The sequence below is a fragment of the Treponema sp. genome (assembly GCF_052169735.1).
Taxonomy (GTDB): Bacteria; Spirochaetota; Spirochaetia; order Treponematales; family Treponemataceae; genus Treponema.
Genome location: NZ_JBQNBW010000012.1, coordinates 1 through 21,100, shown reverse-complemented (window position 1 = coordinate 21,100; position 21,100 = coordinate 1). Strand labels below are relative to the sequence as shown.

The window sequence follows — 21,100 nt, the reverse complement described above, 5'->3', positions numbered from 1 at the left end:
TGTCTTATGGGTGTGTAGCATCATGCTGAATGTTTTATTTCTTGCTGCATTTCCAGAAGATGCTGAAAAGCTCAGGCATTTATCGGAGCCTATCTGGATTTTAGATTATGTAGCAGATAATAGGGAGGTTTTAACTCGATTAGAACAAACAGTATACGATGTACTGTTGTTTGATTTTGAAGCGGGCGGCATCTATCCGCCTGATATTATTAATACTGTTTGTAGACAGTATCCAGCTCTATCGATTTTTTTACTCTCTCGGCAGCACTGCTGTTTTGTAGAGCAAAAAGTGTGTGCTGCAAAAAAAATTTCCGGCTGTTTCCCTATTCCTTGCGATTTTAATATCCTTTCCGCTGCAGTAGATAATGCTTTTTATAACTATATAAGAAAACAAGAAGCCATTGCGACTATGGAAAATGACCCTCTTTATGTACAATTACAAGGCAAAAGTTCTAAAATGCAAGAAGTGAGAAACTTTATCATGGATGCTGCGGCTCAAACAGCTCATGTACTGCTGTATGGGGAGAGCGGTTCCGGAAAAGAGGTAGTCGCTTCCCTTATTCATCATTATTCTGATCATCGTACCGGAAATTACATGCCGGTGAATACCACCTGTATTACGGAAGAATTGGCAGAAAGCCTGCTGTTCGGCTCCTCAAAAGGAGCATATACGGGAGCTATTGAAAAAGAAGGGCTATTTGCACAAGCTGACCACGGTACACTCTTTTTTGATGAGATTGAAAATTTAACTTTGAATCTGCAAGGAAAGCTGCTGCGGGTTATTGAAACGCGGGAGTTTTATAAGCTGGGCGGAAGCAAAAAATATTATTCTGACTTTAGGCTGATATGCGCAACAAATCAAGATTTGCAGGATATGGTACATAAAGGAACTTTTCGTCTAGATCTTTTTTATCGGCTTGATGTGCTTCATCTTGTTTTGCCGCCCCTCCGTAAGCATAAAGAAGATATAGCGTATCTTTCCCGTCATTATTTAAAAGAAGTGCAGAAAACGCTGTCACGGGAGGCGCTTGATTTGTTACATAATTACAGCTGGCCGGGAAACGTGCGGGAACTGTTTAATTGTCTGCAGCGTGCGGCATTTCTGGCGCGGAACTCTCCTGTGATACAGACATATCATATTGACCTTTGATATAGCAAATTTTTTTGAACAATGTTTCTAAATATCGTGCCTCCCGGATAGATAAGCCGGCACGGGCAATAATTTCTTGAAAAAACCGGATATTATCTTCTTTTCCTCCATGCTTAAAAAGACCGATAGCGCATAGATACTCATTAATGTGTTCAGCTGCCGCAGTAATGGCTGTGTACGGGATTCGTTTATAGCCGTATTGCTGCCGGCTATAGGCACGGAACAATGTGTAACAAATAAGCTGCACGGCATGAGATAAATTAAGAGAAGGAAACACTTGAGATGACGGGATATTTAACGCTAACGAGCAAATATGCAGCTCTTCATCAGTAAGACCGGTACGTTCATTCCCAAAAACTACAGCAATCAGCCCTTCTGCATTTGTCCATGCGAATGAGCAGAACTCTTCGGGTGTCATCCCCCATGATTTACGCTTTTCCCCCATACGTCTCGTGGTGCCTGCTACAATACTGCTATCGGCAACTGCGGCTTTCAATCCGTCTACGGAAGGTTCAAAAAAACGTGCATTGTGCCAAATCGCGTCAGCATGGATAGCAAGCCGGAGTATTTCCTGCTCATCATAGTCTGTTTTGTTGCCGACAATCCGTAAGTCGTAACAATCATTATTGGCCATAGCCCTACATACGGCTCCAATATTACGGCTTATTTCCGGACGGCAAAGAATAACTGCAACGGGAAGACGGTGTTGTGAGTTCTGAGAAATCATGGCTGGTAATTTTGTACAAAGCGCTTGTTATGTCAAGTGCTTTGCAGTATAATTAAAGAGGCATAGGTATGAGTATGGAAAATTCACTGCAAGGTAAGAGTGCTTTAGTGATCGGCGGTACAAGCGGCATAGGATACAGCGTAGCGCAAGCGCTTTTACAAGAGTCTGTCTCCGTTGTAGTGCAGGGACGGACGCATTCGCAGCAGCTTGAAGCTTTTTATAGCCAAGGGAATGCAGCCGTTCTAATGTGTGATCTAGCGGATCGGACATATTTACAGGAACTATGCCGGTATGCACAGGCTACTGATATACTCTGTATCGGTTATGGTCCTTTTTTGCAGAAACCTCTTGATACAACAACAATGGAAGAGTGGATAAACACCGTCTATGCAAATCTTACACTTCCGGGGTTACTTGTTTCCGCGGCTCTTTCCGGTATGAAAGAACGGAAGTGGGGGCGGATATTATTATTCGGCGGTACTGAGACGCAGATAATACGGGGCTTTAAAACAAATCCTGTTTATGGAGCAGCAAAAACGGGGCTTATGTCTCTTGTCAGATCGATAAGTATGGGGTATGCTGCATACAGGATAACAGCGAATGCGGTTTGTCCCGGTTTTACCGATAGCAGATTATTCTCGCAAGCAGATCGAACAGCATTGGCTCAAAAAAGTCCTGATGGAAAGTTGGTAACTCATGCAGAGATAACGGATGCAGTTCTTTTTTTATTAAAAAATAGTACCTATAATGGTATTATTATGCCGATAGATAAAGGATGGACATCGTTCTCTCTGTAATCGTAGTTGCACTGGTATGTGTAATATAATAAAGTTTTTGCATGGGAGTAAAGGATTGGTATATGAATGATGCTGAAATAATTCAGAGTTTTGACACTGAAAAAGACAAAAGTCTTAAAATTCAACTTCAAAAAGTCGAAGGGCTTGAGAAATGTATGGTGATTCTTTTGTCAGGATATGTTGATACCTATAATTCAACATTTTTTCAAAAGCGAATCACAACCCTGATAGATGCCGGATATGTTCAGATTATTTTTAACTGTGCACATTTGGACTATGTTTCCTCAACAGGTATCGGTTCTTTTACTGCATTTCTGAAAGCGGTAAAAAGTAAGGGCGGTGATATTGTACTATTGAGCCTTCAGCCAAAAGTGTATGAGGTTTTTCAACTGCTCGGCTTTGCCAACTTTTTCACTATTCATGACTCTTTAGAGACATCGATTGACTTCTTTAAGAATAAAGGAGTTCCTATTGTCTCTCAGACAAGTGTATTCCCTAAAATATTTTCTTGTCCTATTTGTGCAAAAAAGTTAAAAGCGCCGCGCCCGGGACGTTTCCGGTGTTCCGAATGTAAAACTATTCTAGTTATAGACAGTAATGCGCAGGTTTCTTTGGGATAGTTGATAGCAATATGTGAATAAGTTGTGGATATATTTTGCATGATATATTCATAACTTATTTTTTTTTACACTTTTCTGTTCCGTTCCATTCTATTTATTTTATAAATCTTTTACCATTTACTATTTATACTGTTTGTTAATTTGAAGTATAATATGTAAACTTCCTTTTGTGCAGTCCTATGTTGTATTCTTCTTATGAAAAACACTGTAATAAGTTGTGGATAAGTTGTTGATTCGGTGAGTAAGTTGTGCATAATCAGTGTGAACTATGCGGAATAATTGTTAGAATCTGAAATTACCGGCTGTGAGGGCTTGATAAAAAATGTAAGGTACGGCATTATTTCCCCTATTATTTCAGTAATCCGCAAGGTCGGTGCACAATACCGGGCTTGCGGTTCTTATCATGTGGTTGCAGTCGGGTTTAATACCCTTTGTTATGGCTCAAGAAGCACAGGGGGTATTAAACCTTCCGCACGGCTAAGGAGTTATTATGGCATACTATTATGAAGAACCCTCGCATACTTTTAATGAGTATCTGCTTATTCCCCGTTATACAGGGGTTGATCACAATCCGCAAAATATTGACTTGCATACTCCGCTTACACGGTTCAAAAAGGGTGAAACTCCGCTTTATACCTTAAATATTCCGCTTGTATCATCTATTATGCAGTCGGTTTCTGATGATGGTATGGCGATTGCACTTGCAAAAGAAGGAGGAATCTCGTTTATCTTTTGTTCACAGGATATTGCAAAACAGGCTGCAATGGTATGTGCGGTAAAAGATTATAAGGCAGGTTTTGTAGAAAGCGATTCAAATTTGAAGCCAGATAACACATTGGAAGATGTACTCCGATTGAAGGAAAAAACAGGACACACGACCGTTGCGGTTACTGATGACGGTACTGCGCATGGGAAGTTGCTGGGTGTTATTACCGGTCGTGATTATCGTCCCAGTCGAATGGCGCGGGATTTACCCGTTGCAAAGTTTATGACACCGATTGAAAAAATCCATTATGCTGATGAAGGGGTTACACTGACTGAAGCAAACGATATTATTTGGGAATATAAGCTGAATGCGCTGCCGGTCTTGGATTCGGAAGGTAAGCTGGTGGCTTTTGTATTCCGGAAAGACTATGAAAGTAAAAAAGAGCATCCGAATGAGCTATTGGACGAAAAAAAACGCTATTTAGTCGGTGCCGGTATTAACACTCGTGATTATGAGCAGCGGGTTCCTGCCTTGGTTGCTGCCGGAGCTGATGTTTTATGTATAGACTCCTCAGATGGTTTTTCAGAATGGCAAAAGCGGGCTATTCAATTTGTGAAAAAGACCTATGGAAATAAAATCCCGATTGGAGCAGGCAATGTCGTGGATGCGGATGGATTTATCTTCTTGGCTGATGCAGGAGCTGATTTTATTAAAGTCGGTATTGGCGGCGGTTCCATCTGCATCACACGGGAAACGAAGGGAATTGGACGCGGGCAGGCAACTGCATTGATTGAAGTCGCTAAGGCACGGGATGAGTATTTTAAAAAGACGGGAGTGTATATCCCGATATGTTCGGACGGCGGTATTGTGTACGACCATCATATTACAATGGCGCTGGCAATGGGCAGCGATTTTTGTATGCTTGGGCGGTATTTTGCCCGCTTTGATGAAAGCCCGACCAACAAGATATTGATTAACGGCAGCTTTATGAAAGAGTATTGGGGAGAAGGCTCTGCCCGAGCTAGAAACTGGCAGCGTTATGATTCAGGCGGCGATAGTAAACTGGCATTTGAAGAAGGGGTAGACTCTTATGTTCCCTATGCCGGAACATTGCATGACGGCGTCAAAACAACGCTGTATAAAGTCCGTTCTACTATGTGCAACTGCGGCGTGCTTACCATTCCCGAACTACAGCAAAATGCAAAGATAACGCTTGTTTCTCCCTCCAGTATTGTTGAGGGCGGCTCGCATGATGTTGTATTGAAAGATGTGCGCTCGTCTATACGGTAGCTCATAGACAGGAGGGCTACAAGCACAAGGAAATTTAGATATTCTTCCGATAGTCCCTGTAAAAATCAACAGCCCCGGCGCTGCATGCGCGTATTTAACCCCCGTACGGATAAGGCACAGTCGACAAACTGCATTAGTATCAATGCCTCTTCGACTGTGCCTATTGATAGAAGATACACACACCCCGTTATACACGGGTGTTTATCCTTGAGTATTCGCCTATTTTAATGCCTTGTGGCAGAACCACCAATCAAATCCTTCGTATTTCTTAAGCCGTTCTGCAGCATCTTTTACGTTGGCGGCAGGCGGTACAATCGCATGGTCTTTAATTAAGCCGTTTTCGGGCCAGTTAGCAGGCAGAGCTACATCTTCTTTGTCAGAAATCTGGAGCGCTTTTACTGCACGGAGAATTTCTTTCATGTTTCTGCCGATTTCTTGCGGATAGTAGAGGACTAAGCGGAGAATGCCATCAGGATCGACAATAAAGACTGCGCGAACCGTATTTGTACCTTTTCCGGGATGCAGCAAACCGAGTGCATTCGCAACGGAATCATTTGCAGCAATAACAGGGAAGGTAATATCTACATTGAGTTTATCCTTTATCCATTCAATCCATTTAATGTGGCTGAATACTTGGTCAACAGAAAGACCTACTAATTTTACACCAAGTTTTTCAAATTCCGGAACCAATTCCTGAAAACCGACAAATTCAGTGGTGCACACCGGGGTAAAATCTGCCGGATGGCTGAATACAATAAACCATGAGCCTTTCATATCAGCCGGTAAAGACATTGGACCATGAGTTGTATTTACCTGTAATGCGGGGAATGCGTCGCCTAACAGCGGCATATTAATTCTTTCATCCATAATGAGCTCCTTAAATATTAGTAATTGTTCTTAATATATCATAGCTTATCGAAAACGGCAAGTGTAAAACAAAAAAGAAAAAAAGATGCCAAGTCTGCTAAAGATTATTTTTTAGCGATTGAAGTTTTTTTAAAAATATGTAAACTACTCCCAGCATTGATTCAGGATGAGGAGGCTGGTATGATGTATTCCGGTTCTGCGAATTTAGCTATTGTGGCATGTCCGGGCGGTGAACATTTTGCTGATCTGACCATTCAGCATTTAAAACACATTTATGTAGAAAAATTGAATAGAAAAATAGAGCAGCTGACAAAACGATATGATATACCAAAAGAAAAGCTCATCAAAGATATTAATTTTTACAACGATTTGAGTTCTCCTGTTTTACATGCAAATAATGATGTTGGCAATATACGGGTGCCGCGGTTTAAAGTAAACGCACGCTTTACGTATTTTATGAACGGTGAATTTAAAACCGAAATTTTGGAATGTATCCGCGGAAAAAGTGTTTTTATCTTCCAGGATGTAGAAAATCATCATCCGCTGTGGGTTAATGAAGGGAAAAATCAGCATGTTTTTTCCGTTAATGATCACCTTATGTCGATGATGGTAACTATTGATGCCGTTCGTTATGCAGGAGCAGCTCATATTGCATTGGTAGTTCCGGTATATCCGTATAGCCGGCAGCACAAAAAGAAGGGGCGGGAAGGTTTAACGGCAAGTATGCTCGGCTATTTTTATGAATGCCTTGGCGTTGACCAAATTATCACCCTTGATATTCACTCCCGTGAAATAGAAAATTCTTTCCATACAGCGCGTATCGAAAATCTTCATGCCAGTTATCAAATTATCAGAGAACTTATCCGTATAGAAAATCTTGCTGATCCCGATGCAGAATTAGTCGTTGTTGCACCTGATAGCGGGGCTGTAGACCGTAATAAGTTCTACTCAAGCGGATTGAAAAAACCGCTCGCTATGATTTATAAAGAGCGGGATTATTCGGTTGTTACTCAAAATGCAAAGCAGACAAATATCGTCAATATTAATTTATTAGGCGATGTACAGGGAAAAACTGCATTTCTTGCAGATGATATGCTTGGTACCGGCGGAACCTTGTTAAAAGCGATGGAGTTTCTCAAGAGTAAAGGTGCAAAGAAAGTTATTGCCGCAGTCAGTTTGCCGTTCTTTACCGGAAATGCGATCGAGTTGTTTGATGAAGCCTATAAAAAAGGACACTTTTACCGTGTAATTGGTACCAATGCAGTGTATCATGAAGAATTACTGCAAAAAGAATGGTATATTTCTACTGACGTGTCAGGTTTATTTGCACAAGTTATTTCTCGGCTGCACCACAATCAGTCTTTGAGCGGTTTGTTGGATAATAGAGATATTATTGAGCGGATGCTGCATACAGACTCAGCAGGATCGCATAAAACCGACAATCAATAAAACAAACCCAGCCGGTTTAAGCGCAGAGAGGGGCTATCTGGACGCTGTTTGTAGAATCTACTCTGTGAAAATAGGTTGTATGCAAAGCGGTATCTTTTGTGTAGATATAGGAACCTCGTCCTTAAAGGCAGCCTTTATCACTGAAAGCGGAACGGTGATGAAGTTTATCCGGTTGCTTTTTCCTCAACCCGTGCAGGCAGCTGATTGGGTACGCGCTTTTTTTTCCGCGTGGGCAGCGCTACCGGCTGATTGCACTATTCAAGCTATCTGTGTTTCCGGCAATGGTCCCTCGCTTGTTGCGTTGCCTCATCGGCGCAGCGTACCGAAAAGTGAGCCTTCCCTACCAGCATCTCCTGTTTCGGCAGAATTGCGGGACAGTATTATCGAAGCAGCCAAAGATGACATCCTGTTTTTATGGAACGAACCGCTCCCGCCTGATTTTACTGTTCCGGCGGGGACATCCCTGTTTTTACCACGGATTGCTGCGTTTCATACAAAATACCCAGAGGTGTTTGATGCAGCGGCTTACCTCTTTTCGGGACCTGAATATATTGCCTATCTGCTCACCGGCACAGCGGTAACGGTTTTACCAGACCCGCGCTACGAAGCTGCGTATTGGAATAGGGCAGACCTTCCGCACTTTGCCGAATCCGTATTGCGTATCGATGGAGAATCTTTGACTAAGTTGCTTCCCCCATTTGCTCACGCGGGAACGGTACTGGGGGCGTTTTGCGGTATTCCGGTTATTGCAGGCGTGCCGGATTTTATTGCAGCTTTAATCGGAACAGGAACACTCATACCGGGAAACGCCTGCGATCGTGCCGGTTCGAGTGAAGGGCTGAATATCTGTATTCCGCAACCGATCCGCACTGCCGGCGCATTGCTCTTACCATCGGTTATGCCCGCATTATGGAATATTTCTTCGGTTATTCCGTCTTCCGGAGCTGCTTTTTCCGCATTTTTGGTAAGCCACGGGTTTTTAGGCAATGATTATATCGGTGCAATGAAGCGCATTGCCGCAGAACCGTTTATCGCCGAGGGGATATACCCCGCCACGTTTGCTGGGCAGGGGAGGGCTTTTGTTGAAAACCTCGCATTCCGTATTCGGCGCTCCTGTGATGTTTTGGAAACGGCTTCCGGATATAAACCGGTGTATACTCTTTCAGGCGGACAGGCATATAACCCATGCTGGTGTCAAATGAAGGCTGATATGACTGGCAGAACCTTTGCGCTACCCGCTGTTGCAGACGCAGAATTGCTGGGAGATGCTCTATTGGCATTGCATGGGCTGAATCCCGCAACGGATATCGCTGAGCTTGCAAAGAAACTGATTCGTATTGAGCGGTATTACGAACCCAATCGTGCAACTTCCCCATGGTATTCCGAAAAATATATGAGAAAATCGAAAGCGCATTGTTGAAATCTTAAACGAATGTTTTAAAACTGACACAAGGACGCTATTCGCTTTTAAACCATGCAGGATCAGCGCCTATTTCGGCAGCATGTTCCCGATAGTATTCCAGTTCGGAATGAGGAACGGTAATACTTCCTGCAGTAAGGTTTTCGCAGCCTGAAAAACAGTCTGTCATACGCACAATTCCTTTTGGGATGTTCGGAACATTCGTAAGGTTTGTGCAATTTTCAAAGCATCCGTACATATCTATAACACCGGCAGGGATAATAGGTGCTTCAGTGAGACTTTTACAGCCGGGAAAACAGCGTACCATAGTGGTAACACACTCGGGAATAGCGGGCGCTTTTTTCAGGCTTGCACAACCTGAAAAGCAATTAACCAAACCGGTAATCCTTGCAGGAAGCGCGGGTACTTCACAAAGACTCTCGCAGCCCTTAAAGCAGCTGTGCATACGTTGAATGCTCTCAGGAATAGCCGGTATTGCTACAAGACTTTTGCAGCCGGAAAAACAGCTGCCGATATCAATTATCCCTTTTGGAAGAACCGGTGCTTTGGTAAGACTTTCACACCCAGTAAAGCAGCTGAGCATATTCGTAACGCTATCAGGAAGAGCAGGGGCTTCCGTAAGACTTTTGCAGCCGGAAAAACAACCAAACATATCCGTAACGTCTTTTGGAATAACCGGTGCTTCCGTAAGGCTGACACAGCCGGCAAAGCACCAGTACATATACGTCATGCTATCAGAAAGAGCAGGAGCTTTGATCAGTCTTATACAATTTTCGAAGCAGCTTGACATATTTGTGATACTGTTCGGAAGATCAGGCACTTTCATAAGGTTTGTACAGCCTTTAAAACATTCAGCTATAGTGGTAACGCTTTCCGGAAGTTCCGGTGCTTTGGTAAGCGCTATGCAGTTCCGAAAGCAGTTGGAAAGATTTTCAATGCTTTTGGGAAGAACGGGGGCTTTCATAAGACGTTCGCAGCCGGCAAAGCAATTACTCATATCCGTAACGCTCTCGGGAATAACCGGGGCTTCTCTTAGATTTTTACAGCCGTAAAAACAGAATCCTAGACACGTAATGCCTTTAGGAATAATAGGAGCCTGGGTAAGATTTTTGCAGCCGTAAAAGCAGGCTCCTATATACATAACGCTCTCAGGAAGAGCGGGAGCTTCTACAAGGCTTGTGCACCCTTTGAAGCAGCAGGCCATATTTACAACACCATCGGGAAGAGCCGCAAGCGAAACGAGGGTGGTACAGCCTACAAAACAATATTTCATCGAGTAAAGGTTTTCAATGGTTTTTGGCAGTTTCAGTGCAACTTTTTTACCGCTTTGTTTTAGAATCTTACCAAGCAGACTTGGATGCTCGACGGTTTTCAAATCTCTATTATCGTTGAATAACGCCGCTGCCTCAATATCCGTTACTTCAATATAATTGATCGCTTCTGCGGATGCCGTATTGTGCAGATAGTCTTGCAGTTCGGCAAACGGAACTTTTGTGTATGGTTGCACGGTTGTTGTATGTAATGAACGTGTAAGCCATACTAGATCCGCATCCGGTTCCGTTGTCTGCACCGTATCCAATAATGGACGCGTACCCCTTACTAGATCCGATTCCGTTGTCTGTACCGCATCTAATACTGGACGCATAACCCATACTAGATCCGATTCTATTGTCTGCACCACATCCAATTCGGAAGCCGGTACTGTTATACACTCTGCCGTAAGGCTTTCGCAGCCTTTAAAGCATTCGGTTGTATTTACAGCACTTTCCGGAACTTCCGGTGCTTTGATAATACTTATGCAGTTTGCAAAGCACCGAAACATGTTTACAACACCATTCGGAATAGCAGGCGCTTCCATAAGATTTATGCAGCCGAAAAAGCATTGGCTCATATCTTCAACACCCTGAGGAATAATAGGCGCTTTTAGAAGATGCTTACAGTCGAAAAAACAACAAGTCATATCCCTAACTCCCTTTGGAATAACGGGACTTTTTATAAGACTTATACACGCTTCGAAGCAGAAGGACATATCTACAACACCATCGGGAATGGCCTCAAGCGAAACGAGAGTAGAACAGCCCCAAAAGCAATTATGCATCGAGTAAAGGTTTTCAACGGTTTTTGGTAATTTCAGTGCAACTTTTTTACCGCTTTGTTTCAGAATCTTACCAAGCAGGCTTGGGTTTTCAAAGTTGTCCAAATCTTCATCATCAATGAATAACGCTGCTGCCTCAATATCTGTTACTTCAATATAATTGACCTCTTCTGCAGATGCCGTATTTTGCAGATAGGCTTGCAGTTCGGCAAACGGAACTTTTGTGTATGGTTGTGGAGATGCAATGTTCATAAAAACTCCTTAGCGCGGAATATGGGGAATATTTGTAAGACTTGTACAGTTTTCAAAACAGTAGCTTATATCCGTAACACTACTCGGAATAGCGGGAGCTTCCGTAAGGCTGATGCAGTTTTCAAAGCAGCTGCACATATCTGTAACACTGTGAGGAATAATGGGAGCTTTCGTAAGGGTTTTACAGCCGAAAAAGCAGCTGTTCATATTTGTAACACGGTGAGGAATAACGGGGGCTTCCATAAGGTTTTTACAGTCGAAAAAACAGCTGTCCATATTTCTAACGCTATCAGGAATCACTGGGGCTTTTGTGAGAGTGGAGCAGCGGGCAAAGCATTGGAGTAGACTGCTAATGCCGGCGGGGATAGCAGGGGGTTCTACGAGACGAGCGCATTCTAAAAAGCAGCCGCGCATATCGGTAACACTGCTCGGGATTGCAGGCGCTTTTGTAAGACTTTCGCAGCCGGTAAAACAGCTCACCATATCTATAACACTGTCAGGAATAGGCGGAACTTTTATAAGGCTTGCACAGCCGCAAAAACATTTCCTCATACTCGTAACACCTTGAGAAATAATGGGGCTTTCAGTAAGACGCAGACAGCCGAAAAAACAGCAACTCATATTTGTAACACTGTGGGGAATAGCGGAAGCCTTTATCAGGTTGCGGCAGTTGATAAAGCAACACGTCATATTGGTAACACCGTCGGGAATAGGCGGTGCATGTGTAAGGCTGTCGCAGTCGGCAAAACAGTAAGATATATTGGTAACACCATCGGGAATAGCAGCAAGCGAAACGAGGGCGGTACAGTCGATAAAACAATTTTGCATCGACTGAAGGTTTTTAACGGTTTCAGGCAGCTTGAGTGCCACAGGTTTATCCTGTTCTCTCAGTATTTCACCAAGCGCGCTTGGCGCTCTGTAACCGAAATAGCTGCCATCCGTATCTGATGAGAGCGCCTCAGCCTCAATATCCGTTACTTCAATATAATTGACCTCTTCTGCGGATGCCGTATTTTGCAGATAGGCTTGCAGTTCAGCAAACGGAACTTTTGTGTATTTCTGTGAGGTTGCAGCGCTCATATCAAACTCCTTCTCACATAATATAAACTCTTTCAATGCATTTTACTAAAAATCTCTACCTGAGTTTTTAGAGATACCCTGTATCTAATATAAAAGAAAATTCGCGGAAAGATTTTTACAAAGCTTTACTCATTGAGTACACAATCCCAATATATATTAAAAGTACGATACCGGAAACGATGATATACGGCGCGGCACGGAAGGGTGCGAATGTGGCAACAAGGTTTATGACCAGATGCACAATCGCGGCAATTACGGAAAGAACCATAATACCGACCCCGCTTCCCCCTGCTCCATACCGTATACCAAAACCGCCTGCAAGCGAGACAAACAGTGTAACTGCAGAACAGACCATCATCATCCAACGGCCTGTGTTTCCATCGTGTACGTTTGCAGCGTAGAAAGCATAGCCGGCAAGAATGGAAATACCCGCCAGAATCAGTGTGGGAACAACTCTTATTTTCATTTATTTTCCTCCGTGTTTGTTTTTGTCAATTCCGGCGGCACAAGCGCAATTATCGTAAGTAAGTCGGGGAAGTCTGCCGCTGTTTTCCATTCAGCCATACCGGTCTTCCAAACAGGAGTTTGCGCCGTTACTTGCCGTTCAGCAACAAGCCGTGCGATTTCCGTACCGCTGTATGGACCTTCAGCCTTTCGCCCCTCACGCGAAATATAGAACACTTCGGGAAGCGGCGGCAGTATCGGCTCCGGCTGTACACTCTGCGGTACTGGCGGCGCTGCAGTAGTTGCTGTACTCTGCGGTACCGCCTGTGAAGCTGCTGCCGGATGTTGAGCAACCTGTTGAGGCGCAGGCTGCCACCGCTGCGGTGTTTCCGCATACTGCCGATACACCGCTTGTACCGGAGTGTTCGGTTGAACCGGCTGTTGTACATAAAGCGGCTGCGCAGCAACTTGTACCTGCGGAGGCTGCCGCATAGAAGCCATCATAGCATTCATGGTCTGAGTAATCTGCTGGCTCATTGCCATGCCCATACCGAACTCTACCAGTCTATCCATCGAAAAAAAACTATCTTTGGTATTTTGCATACACTCTCCTTTTACGGTAATGCCGGAGGAATCGGCGGAACGGTGTTATTTACAAATAACCCTTGTAATTCCGCGACTTGACCTGCTGCCATCCAGTTTGCCATGCCTGCTGCCCAGACAAGACTTTGTGCATTAAACTGTCCACTTGCTGCCATCTGCTGCAGCTGCTGTACCGAATACGGTCCCGCTGCAGCGCCGTTGACTGCAACATTGTACAGCGTACCGATCGGCGGCGGGACAGACACTCCGCCTGAGGGAGCTGCCATACCCGGCATAATTCCTGCCCCCATACCCGTTGCAGCACCGGCAAAAGAGTTTCCAAGCATATTCGCCATACCGGTACCGACTGCGGTTCCCATTGCCATATTCGCCATCATCGCACCGGGATTCATCCCCCCAATGCCGCCTGCACCGCCTAAGTTGATATTCCCCGCTCCGCTTGCGCCCTGTTTGCCCATCGCGTCCGCAGCAGCAACACCAACCTGCGTCTGATTTTTGACAGCAAATGCACCGAGATTCTGCTGTTCTGCTTGCAGCTTTGCCGTGTACGCATTGGCTTCCGTCGCCTGCCGCTGAGCGTATTGTCCTTCCTCCCGGTTAATACGGAGCGACTCTTGCATGTTCTCCAAGTTGATCGCTTGCGTCTGCTTCATCGAGTCCATCTGCAGCCGGTTTGTTTCCTGCATATTGCCCACATTGATATGCTGTTGCGCTTTGAGTGATGCTTCCGTATAATTTGCCGTCAGCTCTTTTACTTTGCCGTAACCTTCGCAGGTTTTGTCCACATCCAGTTCGGAGATATTAAAATCCTTTAATGTAACGCCGTACACATCGGAAAGTTTGGGCTGTATATACTGCTGCACTAAGTCATTTACCTGTAGCAGCCGGCGCTCCATCTGCACAATCGGAATCGGAGCGCCGCCATAACTGCCGTCCGGAATATTGGTAACAACGCCTTTCACAAATTTTACTAACGTGTCTTTTAGCTGCTTATTAAAATCTTCAAGTTCAAAATTAGAAAGCCGGTGCAGTTTAACAAACAGCCTATGGTCCGTAATGCCGAATGCAAAACTGCCGCGGACTGCCATGCTGATTGGAAAATCCGGCAAGCGCGGATCAAACATATCGAAGTACGGCACTGCAAACGGCAGCCGAATAAGCCCCGCCATATTGATGTAGTAAACTTCCGCTTGAAACGGCGATGCGCCGCCGAATGCAAGCCCGACGATTTTTGCAAGCACCGGAAAGTTTGCTGTCTTGATGGTATCGTTATACGGTCCTTCGATAAAATCCTGCATGGTTCCGTCTTTTTGGTGATACACAAAAACCGCAATTTCGCCGTCTTTCACGTTGAGCGAAGAACCGTATCGGATTGCATTCTCCTTGACCGTTGTACCAGCATCCTGCCCTGCCGGTCGCCATTTCCAGATAAGGTAGTCTGTTTGATCACAGCGGATTGCGTCCATCAATCCGCCTTGATTCTTTGATTTAAAAAAGCCCATGTACAACTCCCCCTATTTGATTTCAAGAGCTTCGGAATCCTTTTTTTCAAAATTCCTTATTACATATTCCAACTGCCCATCAATAAGGCATACAGCCTTAGACATCAAGTCTGCAGCATTTTCTTTATTCTCGACAGTAAATATGAGGGTCAATGGCTTAGTCTCTCCTTTTTTTAATTTTAAGATAGCTTCGAGCGTATCTTTTTCCTTTTTGACTGAATCACCATTTACTGTCAATTCATTGTTATATGGATGAAGGTCGATCTTGCAATCAGAACGTTTCCATTTCTTTATCTTTAAGAATGCATCGATTTGGGTATCAATTTCCGGTTGTATATCTTTTATTGCTTCCACTTCGGTAACCATCGTAACAGTAAACTTTTTTTTATCAAAAAGAAGTTTACTATCTCCCGTTATGCGATAATAATCAGCAAGATCACCTGTAATACTAATTGATGAAGGAGATAGTATTTTTTCTTGAGGGATACGATTTAACGAAATCTTATCTCTTATAACAAAAAAAGACGGCAGTCCGACAATACCTACTATCACAATAGCAGCCATCCCCAAAGCATTTTTTGCTCTTTTTTTCTTAATAGTTTGTGCAAGCAGTTTTTGTTCATTTAGAAATGAGATAAAAGACCTATCAGTTGCAAATAACGCACTGGCTTTTTCTATAATTTGTTCACATTTATTATTCCAGACACCAATCCAAAAATGAGCTTTCATATCAAACAGAGAATGCTCTTTATCACGCTGTGCTTTTGCAAATAAAAGAAATTCCATAATATCTTCTTTATTGTTAGGTACTACAAAATTTTCAATTAGGTCTTTTTTTATCTTTTCGTTCACAGTAAGATTCTTTGTTCTAAATGACCGTAAAAAATCGAATACAATATGAAGCAGGAGAGGAATACACAAGGTATTTATATTTAAAATCACATATCCTATCTTTTTACCAATACCCCACGATATCCAAAATGCCTTGGTATTACTCTCTTCTTCTGCGATCGCTTCTCCTATCGCATGTAATCGATTGGTGAAATCGATAATTGCTTTTGATACATGTTTGCTTGTAACTTCAAATCCGCAGGACGGACAAATTGCGGTAAAACCGTCAAGCACGCAACCGCAATGAACACACTTGCGTATTTCGCCTACAAATGTTTGGATTCGTTTTTCTCCGGTATTTGTACTGCCCTCAACAGCTGTTCCGCATGAAGTTCTTTTCCACATTTTGTGCAATAGTGCATTTTCTATAACTCCCTCATCTAAAATTCACCTTCGTACCGCTCAATTTTAAGCAAACTATCTAAAAACTGAAGTTTTTAGATAGCCGTGGTGTTGAAAGTGTTGTTATTCCATAGCCGCAAGCAATGCTTTTGCTCTCTTGCTTGTCATGGTAATGCAAACTCCTTTATGGCTCATATAAAAAGATATTACTACTCCCGAGTTTCTATCTTCATTTACTTTGTCTTTTCTCCCGAATAATCCCATGTACTGTGCACCTCTTTATTAGAAATACGTTATGCTGTTAATAAATATCTACAGAATGAATACCCTCAAAAGAAATACCCGCCTTCTGCGCCTTAAGAGAACCTTTCATTGATAGGAACAATGTTTGAGGAGGCTTCTGTGCTTTATCTTTAATTGTATGCAAAAGATCTAATAGCACAGCCGTTTTGTTCTGAAGTTTTTTCTTAGTCTTATAAGACCGTTCATGATGCTCAACCGTACCGGAATCAACTAATTCAATTTTTTCACCGACCTTTGCACCTAACAGAACTTCTACAGAGAATACTTCCTTGTCGTTACGCTTAGAAAATATACTGTCTTGAATTTCTACCTCATTAGAAAAATTATAGTTGGATATTCTTGAATCCAATTTGTCAAACTTTTTTTTTAATGAATGCGTCGTATTGTTTGTTATATGCAGCTGCAAAATCTTTTTTCAAGCGCATAGGAACAGAAACAACACCGGAAATAGTACACTGAAATTCATTTTCATAATCATGTTCGTCATAATGATATGTAACTGTTGCATCACCGATTACTTCACAATATGTAGATAATAAGCCTCCTAACGAAACGCTATTTTTGGGAATAGTAACTTCTTTTGCAAGTAAACTTATAACTTCCGTTTTGAGCTGCGCTAATTCTTGCTGCCTTGACTTTTCTTCCTCTGCCAGTCTTTGCTTTTCCGCTGTTCTTTTATCCGTGCAGCTTTTAATCCCAAATCCGGCTCCTCCAAGTACAGCTAATATTACAACAGCGATCCCGAATCCTTTCAGGAATTTTTTTGCAGCTGCTGTGCGCTTTTTACCGGTTTCAATGGCGCGTAGTTTTTTCTTGAGTTTTTCGTTTTCAGCAGAAGAGGTTTCAACGCCGGCTTTGTAGTTTTTAAGCCACGCGGAAAAGCCTTCGTCCATGCCGAATGTGTCAAAAGCCTGATTCACAATCTGCCGGCACTTATTGTTCCATGCATCCACCCAGTATGCTTTTGAATCGTCGTCAACGTAGTCCTTGTCACGCTGGTTTGCAGCATAGTTTAAGAGGTCGCGAATATCTTCCTTGTTGTTTGGAACAGCATAGCTTTCGATAAATTCCCGTTTTGCCTTATCATTCGTAAATGAAGTGAGCTTTTTTATGAAAGCATCAAGAGACGCAGAAACATTTCGCTTTTCAATCACAAAACCGCATGCAGGACACTTTGCCGTGTTTGTTCCAATCTGCTCTCCGCAGTTCGGACATTTTATAATAGCGCCTACAAATACCTGTTTGCGCTCTGTATAGGTATCAGTTCCCGTTGAATTTTGCGGTTCCACCGGTGTTCCGCATGAAGCGCAAAAACGTGCGTCAAAGCTCAGCTCTTTTCCACATTTTGAGCAGTGTTGCAGTTTATCTGCTTCCTTACTGTCCTCGCGCCTTTGTTTTTCAATCCTTCTCGTTTTTATCCTCCAGATATTCTTTCCGCTCGTATACCATTACCTGCATACGGACGCTTTTTCCATTCCGAACTACAGCCGTAAGCCTGTGCTGTCCGTTTATTAGCTCACCTTCTTTCGTATGGAAACGATGTCGCAAAAACCAGCAGAATGTCTGCCATAATTTCTTCCTTATCAAAAATAGTTGCGCTTACTGTCTGCCGACGTTTTTGCAAATGTAATATAAACACATTGCGATTCAATTAATCTTTTTAAGATGTAACGAGCAATATTTTACAATGATCTATTGTTCTATAATAGGGAGGAAACCCGTGTAAAAGCAGGGACTACAGTCCCGAACAATTCAGGGGTTTGAAAAATGTGCAGAATATTGATATCAAAGAAAGAAAGTCTATGAAGAGCATTTACAGTAACCACAAAAAAGCAGTAATGGGAGCATTAAAAGCCGGGATTGCCTCTTATTTCTGGTATTATAATTCGATGCGCTTACATCAGGTACTTGACTATGCAGTTCCCGATGATATGTATCAAAGCTTCCGGTCGGAAAAGCTGGATCGGAATATAGCGGCTTAAATACACTTTAAAAAAGCTATTTTTTTGTAAGTAAGTAATCAAAATTAAGCGTTCGTCCTGATGCAATGTATACATCCTCACCCCGAAACTGCCGCCCGTAGGGAACATAACCTTCAGTGCATATATGACTTTCGTCGGCATAGTACAGATCAATACAGCCTTCTCTTTGTTGTCCCTCAAGCTCTTGCAGCTTCTCGTATTTGTACCGGTACAGCTGCGGCGATGGCTTTCCCCTTGGGCGTTTTCTTATACGCTTATATCTTGCGCCAATGCGGATAAAAAACGTTTAAACGTCATACCTGTTCGATTGCTAAATGTACCGCTTGTTCGTCCGAGCAATCCATAATTGGTTCGCGTCCGCGACCGGGACGAGTTTTTAAACCGTCAATGAAAAACCTAACAAATCTATATAGCATACAGCATCAGTTTTCATTTCTTTTCCTTTTTTGTGTACGATAGTACATCCGTCTAACTAACGCTTAACCTGCATTGTGGCTTTGCCAACGCGCTTAGCGGCGGCAAAGTTGGCGCGACAGTTGCATAAAAAAAGGAGCCGTAGGTGACTGTCTAGCAACTTTCGTGAAAAAACAAATATCAGATTGAAGCGAGTGTTAGGTTTTACTCATAATGAGTCCACATTCTGAGAATACGAACTACATGTTCTTTTTCAAAAATTTCATATACTAAACGGTGCTGTATATTAATTCTTCTTGAGTATTTTCCTAATAAATCTCCAACTAACCTTTCGTACGGCGGAGGATTTTCAAAAGGGTTATTCTTTATAATTTCAATTAAATGTTTTACTGTGTTTTTTAGATTTGACTGTTCAATTTTCTTACTATCTTTTGCCGCCTGTTTTGAATAAATTACAGTCCACATTACCAGTCAAGTTCCTTAACACTATCTTCCAATGGCTCTTTACTTGCTTCAATGATTGATTCCCTCATTCCAGGAATCGAACACAAGTACAAGGTTTCTTGAATAGCATTCCAGTCGTCCTCTGAAATTAAAACGGCATTATTTCTTTTGCCTGAAATGATAATCGGTTCATGATAATCTTTTGTTTGATCAATAAGATTATAAAGATTAGTTCTCGCTGCCGTCGCCGTCATTACTGCCATTTACATACCCCCATCATAGCACATAGCGTACGAATAATCGTACGCTATGTCAAGAGGAAAATTTCTTTTTATTGTTTCATATTCCCAGTTAATAAGTCTATTTATCTTATGTAGTTGCCAAAGTACAGGATTTCTAATGGCTAAAGCAAAGGTTACAGTGATAAATGGAGCATATCCCTTCTGAACAATATATTGAATTGACTTAGATTACTTGTGATGATACAGAAGATAATTGGTGCTGATGGAATAATAATCTTATGAAAATCTGCATTCGGAGGGGGATAATTGGTTATATGTATTATATAGCAGCTGAAGAATATGGCATGAAAGTCATAGTTTTCAAATATGAATGATTTAGGCAGTAGAGCAAGCCCGCTTTTTTGAAAAAAATTCTTGACAAGAAGACTATACAATGTATATGCTAAAAAAATAATGGAGGTTTATTATGCAGGTTGTAGTTCAGAAATGGGGTAATAGTCTCGGATTTAGAATACCCTCTCTTTGGGCAAAAGATAATAATGTAAAGAATGGAAGCAAAATAGAAGTAATCGCAGAAAAAGGAAAAATAGTAATTCTTCCTCAGAAAAAAACTCTTGATGATATGCTGACAATGGTTACTTCTGAAAATGTTCATTCGGAAATCTCGACAGGTTATTCAGTAGGTAACGAAGAATGGTGAATTCAAATTATGTTCCCGATAGAGGCGATCTAGTTTGGCTTGATTTTAATCCGCAAACAGGACATGAGCAGAAAGGTCGTCGTCCTGCAATTTGCATTTCGCAAAAAAGATACAATCAAAAAGTCGGACTTGCTTTATTTTGTCCTATTACAAGCCATATAAAAGGCTATCCCTTTGAAATTGTATTGGATAATCATTCGATAAATGGCTGTATTCTTAGCGACCAAGTAAAGAACCTTGATTATAAAAAAAGAAGTTGTGATTTTATAGAAAAAACAACAGAAGAAGAGATAAATGCTGTTGTAGATAATATAAAGTTGTTGATTGAGTAATCACATAACACCCGCTTCAACCTGACATTGCCTTTGCGGCAATGCAGGTTAAGCGAATGTTATGCTCACACGCCAATGGCGTGATAAGGATTAAATATTCATTTAAATATTTGTGCAATTGAAAAAATTTTATTTCCTTTAAATAAGCAAGTATATTCTTCAATTGAAAAAGAGTTAAATATTCTTTCTAAATCTGATGTTGAAACTTTAATAGAATGCTTCAAATTTGAAAGTAATGCTTTTTATGAAGAAAAACTTGAAATAAGTCAAACTATTCCCGAATTTCCTGAATTTAATGTTTATATATTTTTTTCAGAAAATGAAGATATAACTATATCAACTATAGAAAAATCTAAAAATTACAAAATATGGACAAGTGATTTAAAATATATAAAAAGAGAAAATACTCATATATTACCAACTTCTGATCTAATTTTGCGTTTTTATC

21 protein-coding genes are annotated in these 21,100 nt (G+C 42.0%); 9 read left to right on the top strand and 12 right to left on the bottom strand.

Annotated features, from left to right (window positions below):
• Positions 1 to 22: 22 nt before the first annotated feature.
• Entirely contained in the window at positions 23 to 1,150 is a 1,128-nt protein-coding gene (locus ACTTJ8_RS03340) for a sigma 54-interacting transcriptional regulator (RefSeq protein ID WP_442715665.1), read from the top strand.
• On the opposite strand, the gene ACTTJ8_RS03335 is transcribed toward ACTTJ8_RS03340, so the two are convergent.
• Positions 1,077 to 1,877, bottom strand: a complete 801-nt coding sequence (locus ACTTJ8_RS03335; RefSeq protein ID WP_442720305.1) for an RNA methyltransferase — start codon at positions 1,875 to 1,877, stop codon at positions 1,077 to 1,079. The two genes, ACTTJ8_RS03340 and ACTTJ8_RS03335, sit on opposite strands and share 74 nt — an antisense overlap.
• Before the next feature lie 68 nt (positions 1,878 to 1,945).
• On the opposite strand from ACTTJ8_RS03335, the gene ACTTJ8_RS03330 reads away from it, so the two are divergent.
• From ACTTJ8_RS03330 to ACTTJ8_RS03320, 3 genes are all read left to right on the top strand, one after another.
• The gene (locus ACTTJ8_RS03330; RefSeq protein ID WP_442715667.1) at positions 1,946 to 2,674 is read left to right on the top strand and encodes an SDR family NAD(P)-dependent oxidoreductase; all 729 of its coding nucleotides are present in this window, start codon (positions 1,946 to 1,948) and stop codon (positions 2,672 to 2,674) included.
• Positions 2,675 to 2,736: 62 nt separating this feature from the next.
• Complete coding sequence (locus tag ACTTJ8_RS03325) at positions 2,737 to 3,294, top strand: STAS domain-containing protein (protein WP_442715668.1); 558 nt, start codon at positions 2,737 to 2,739, stop codon at positions 3,292 to 3,294.
• 490 nt (positions 3,295 to 3,784) lie between these two features.
• Positions 3,785 to 5,290, top strand: coding sequence for an IMP dehydrogenase (locus tag ACTTJ8_RS03320; protein ID WP_442715669.1), 1,506 nt, complete (start codon positions 3,785 to 3,787; stop codon positions 5,288 to 5,290).
• A gap of 219 nt (positions 5,291 to 5,509) precedes the next feature.
• On the opposite strand, the gene ACTTJ8_RS03315 is transcribed toward ACTTJ8_RS03320, so the two are convergent.
• On the bottom strand, positions 5,510 to 6,157 hold the full coding sequence (locus tag ACTTJ8_RS03315) for a peroxiredoxin (protein WP_442715670.1): 648 nt from the start codon (positions 6,155 to 6,157) through the stop codon (positions 5,510 to 5,512).
• 180 nt (positions 6,158 to 6,337) lie between these two features.
• Between ACTTJ8_RS03315 and prs the strand changes: the two genes are divergently transcribed.
• Together prs and ACTTJ8_RS03305 are read left to right on the top strand one after the other, a co-directional pair.
• Positions 6,338 to 7,606, top strand: coding sequence for a ribose-phosphate diphosphokinase (gene prs / locus ACTTJ8_RS03310; protein ID WP_442720304.1), 1,269 nt, complete (start codon positions 6,338 to 6,340; stop codon positions 7,604 to 7,606).
• 64 nt (positions 7,607 to 7,670) lie between these two features.
• Positions 7,671 to 9,026, top strand: a complete 1,356-nt coding sequence (locus ACTTJ8_RS03305; RefSeq protein ID WP_442720303.1) for an FGGY-family carbohydrate kinase — start codon at positions 7,671 to 7,673, stop codon at positions 9,024 to 9,026.
• A gap of 37 nt (positions 9,027 to 9,063) precedes the next feature.
• Here the strand turns inward: ACTTJ8_RS03305 and ACTTJ8_RS03300 are convergent, their stop codons facing one another.
• The 8 genes from ACTTJ8_RS03300 to ACTTJ8_RS03265 all read right to left on the bottom strand — a co-directional run bounded on the left by ACTTJ8_RS03300 (position 9,064) and on the right by ACTTJ8_RS03265 (position 17,899).
• Positions 9,064 to 11,373: a leucine-rich repeat domain-containing protein gene (locus ACTTJ8_RS03300; RefSeq protein ID WP_442720302.1), complete on the bottom strand. Its 2,310-nt coding sequence runs from the start codon at positions 11,371 to 11,373 to the stop codon at positions 9,064 to 9,066.
• A 9-nt stretch (positions 11,374 to 11,382) separates the two neighbouring features.
• On the bottom strand, positions 11,383 to 12,453 hold the full coding sequence (locus ACTTJ8_RS03295; RefSeq protein ID WP_442720301.1) for a leucine-rich repeat protein: 1,071 nt from the start codon (positions 12,451 to 12,453) through the stop codon (positions 11,383 to 11,385).
• A 115-nt stretch (positions 12,454 to 12,568) separates the two neighbouring features.
• Positions 12,569 to 12,919 carry a hypothetical protein gene (locus tag ACTTJ8_RS03290; RefSeq protein WP_442715675.1) on the bottom strand — a complete coding sequence of 117 codons (351 nt, stop codon included), beginning with the start codon at positions 12,917 to 12,919 and terminating at the stop codon, positions 12,569 to 12,571.
• The gene (locus tag ACTTJ8_RS03285; RefSeq protein ID WP_442715676.1) at positions 12,916 to 13,500 is read right to left on the bottom strand and encodes a DUF4339 domain-containing protein; all 585 of its coding nucleotides are present in this window, start codon (positions 13,498 to 13,500) and stop codon (positions 12,916 to 12,918) included. The genes ACTTJ8_RS03290 and ACTTJ8_RS03285 overlap by 4 nt, the downstream gene beginning before the upstream one ends.
• Positions 13,501 to 13,511: 11 nt before the next feature.
• Positions 13,512 to 15,002 carry an SPFH domain-containing protein gene (locus ACTTJ8_RS03280; RefSeq protein ID WP_442720300.1) on the bottom strand — a complete coding sequence of 497 codons (1,491 nt, stop codon included), beginning with the start codon at positions 15,000 to 15,002 and terminating at the stop codon, positions 13,512 to 13,514.
• A gap of 12 nt (positions 15,003 to 15,014) precedes the next feature.
• Positions 15,015 to 16,238 (bottom strand): hypothetical protein, encoded by a 1,224-nt coding sequence (locus tag ACTTJ8_RS03275; RefSeq protein ID WP_442720299.1) that lies wholly within the window; start codon positions 16,236 to 16,238, stop codon positions 15,015 to 15,017.
• A gap of 298 nt (positions 16,239 to 16,536) precedes the next feature.
• Positions 16,537 to 16,887 carry a hypothetical protein gene (locus ACTTJ8_RS03270; RefSeq protein ID WP_442720298.1) on the bottom strand — a complete coding sequence of 117 codons (351 nt, stop codon included), beginning with the start codon at positions 16,885 to 16,887 and terminating at the stop codon, positions 16,537 to 16,539.
• A 4-nt stretch (positions 16,888 to 16,891) separates the two neighbouring features.
• A complete protein-coding gene (locus tag ACTTJ8_RS03265) occupies positions 16,892 to 17,899 on the bottom strand; it encodes a zinc ribbon domain-containing protein (protein WP_442720312.1) in 1,008 nt (335 codons plus the stop codon).
• Positions 17,900 to 18,307: 408 nt separating this feature from the next.
• On the opposite strand from ACTTJ8_RS03265, the gene ACTTJ8_RS03260 reads away from it, so the two are divergent.
• The gene (locus ACTTJ8_RS03260) at positions 18,308 to 18,520 is read left to right on the top strand and encodes a hypothetical protein (protein WP_442720297.1); all 213 of its coding nucleotides are present in this window, start codon (positions 18,308 to 18,310) and stop codon (positions 18,518 to 18,520) included.
• 618 nt (positions 18,521 to 19,138) lie between these two features.
• Here the strand turns inward: ACTTJ8_RS03260 and ACTTJ8_RS03255 are convergent.
• Together ACTTJ8_RS03255 and ACTTJ8_RS03250 are read right to left on the bottom strand one after the other, a co-directional pair.
• Positions 19,139 to 19,399, bottom strand: coding sequence for a Txe/YoeB family addiction module toxin (locus tag ACTTJ8_RS03255; protein WP_442719093.1), 261 nt, complete (start codon positions 19,397 to 19,399; stop codon positions 19,139 to 19,141).
• Positions 19,399 to 19,641 (bottom strand): type II toxin-antitoxin system Phd/YefM family antitoxin, encoded by a 243-nt coding sequence (locus tag ACTTJ8_RS03250; RefSeq protein ID WP_432918818.1) that lies wholly within the window; start codon positions 19,639 to 19,641, stop codon positions 19,399 to 19,401. The genes ACTTJ8_RS03255 and ACTTJ8_RS03250 overlap by 1 nt, the downstream gene beginning before the upstream one ends.
• 445 nt (positions 19,642 to 20,086) lie before the next feature.
• Between ACTTJ8_RS03250 and ACTTJ8_RS03245 the strand changes: the two genes are divergently transcribed.
• Entirely contained in the window at positions 20,087 to 20,320 is a 234-nt protein-coding gene (locus ACTTJ8_RS03245) for an AbrB/MazE/SpoVT family DNA-binding domain-containing protein (protein ID WP_442720296.1), read from the top strand.
• Positions 20,314 to 20,652, top strand: a complete 339-nt coding sequence (gene mazF, locus ACTTJ8_RS03240) for an endoribonuclease MazF (RefSeq protein ID WP_442720295.1) — start codon at positions 20,314 to 20,316, stop codon at positions 20,650 to 20,652. The genes ACTTJ8_RS03245 and mazF overlap by 7 nt, the downstream gene beginning before the upstream one ends.
• Positions 20,653 to 21,100 lie beyond the last annotated feature (448 nt).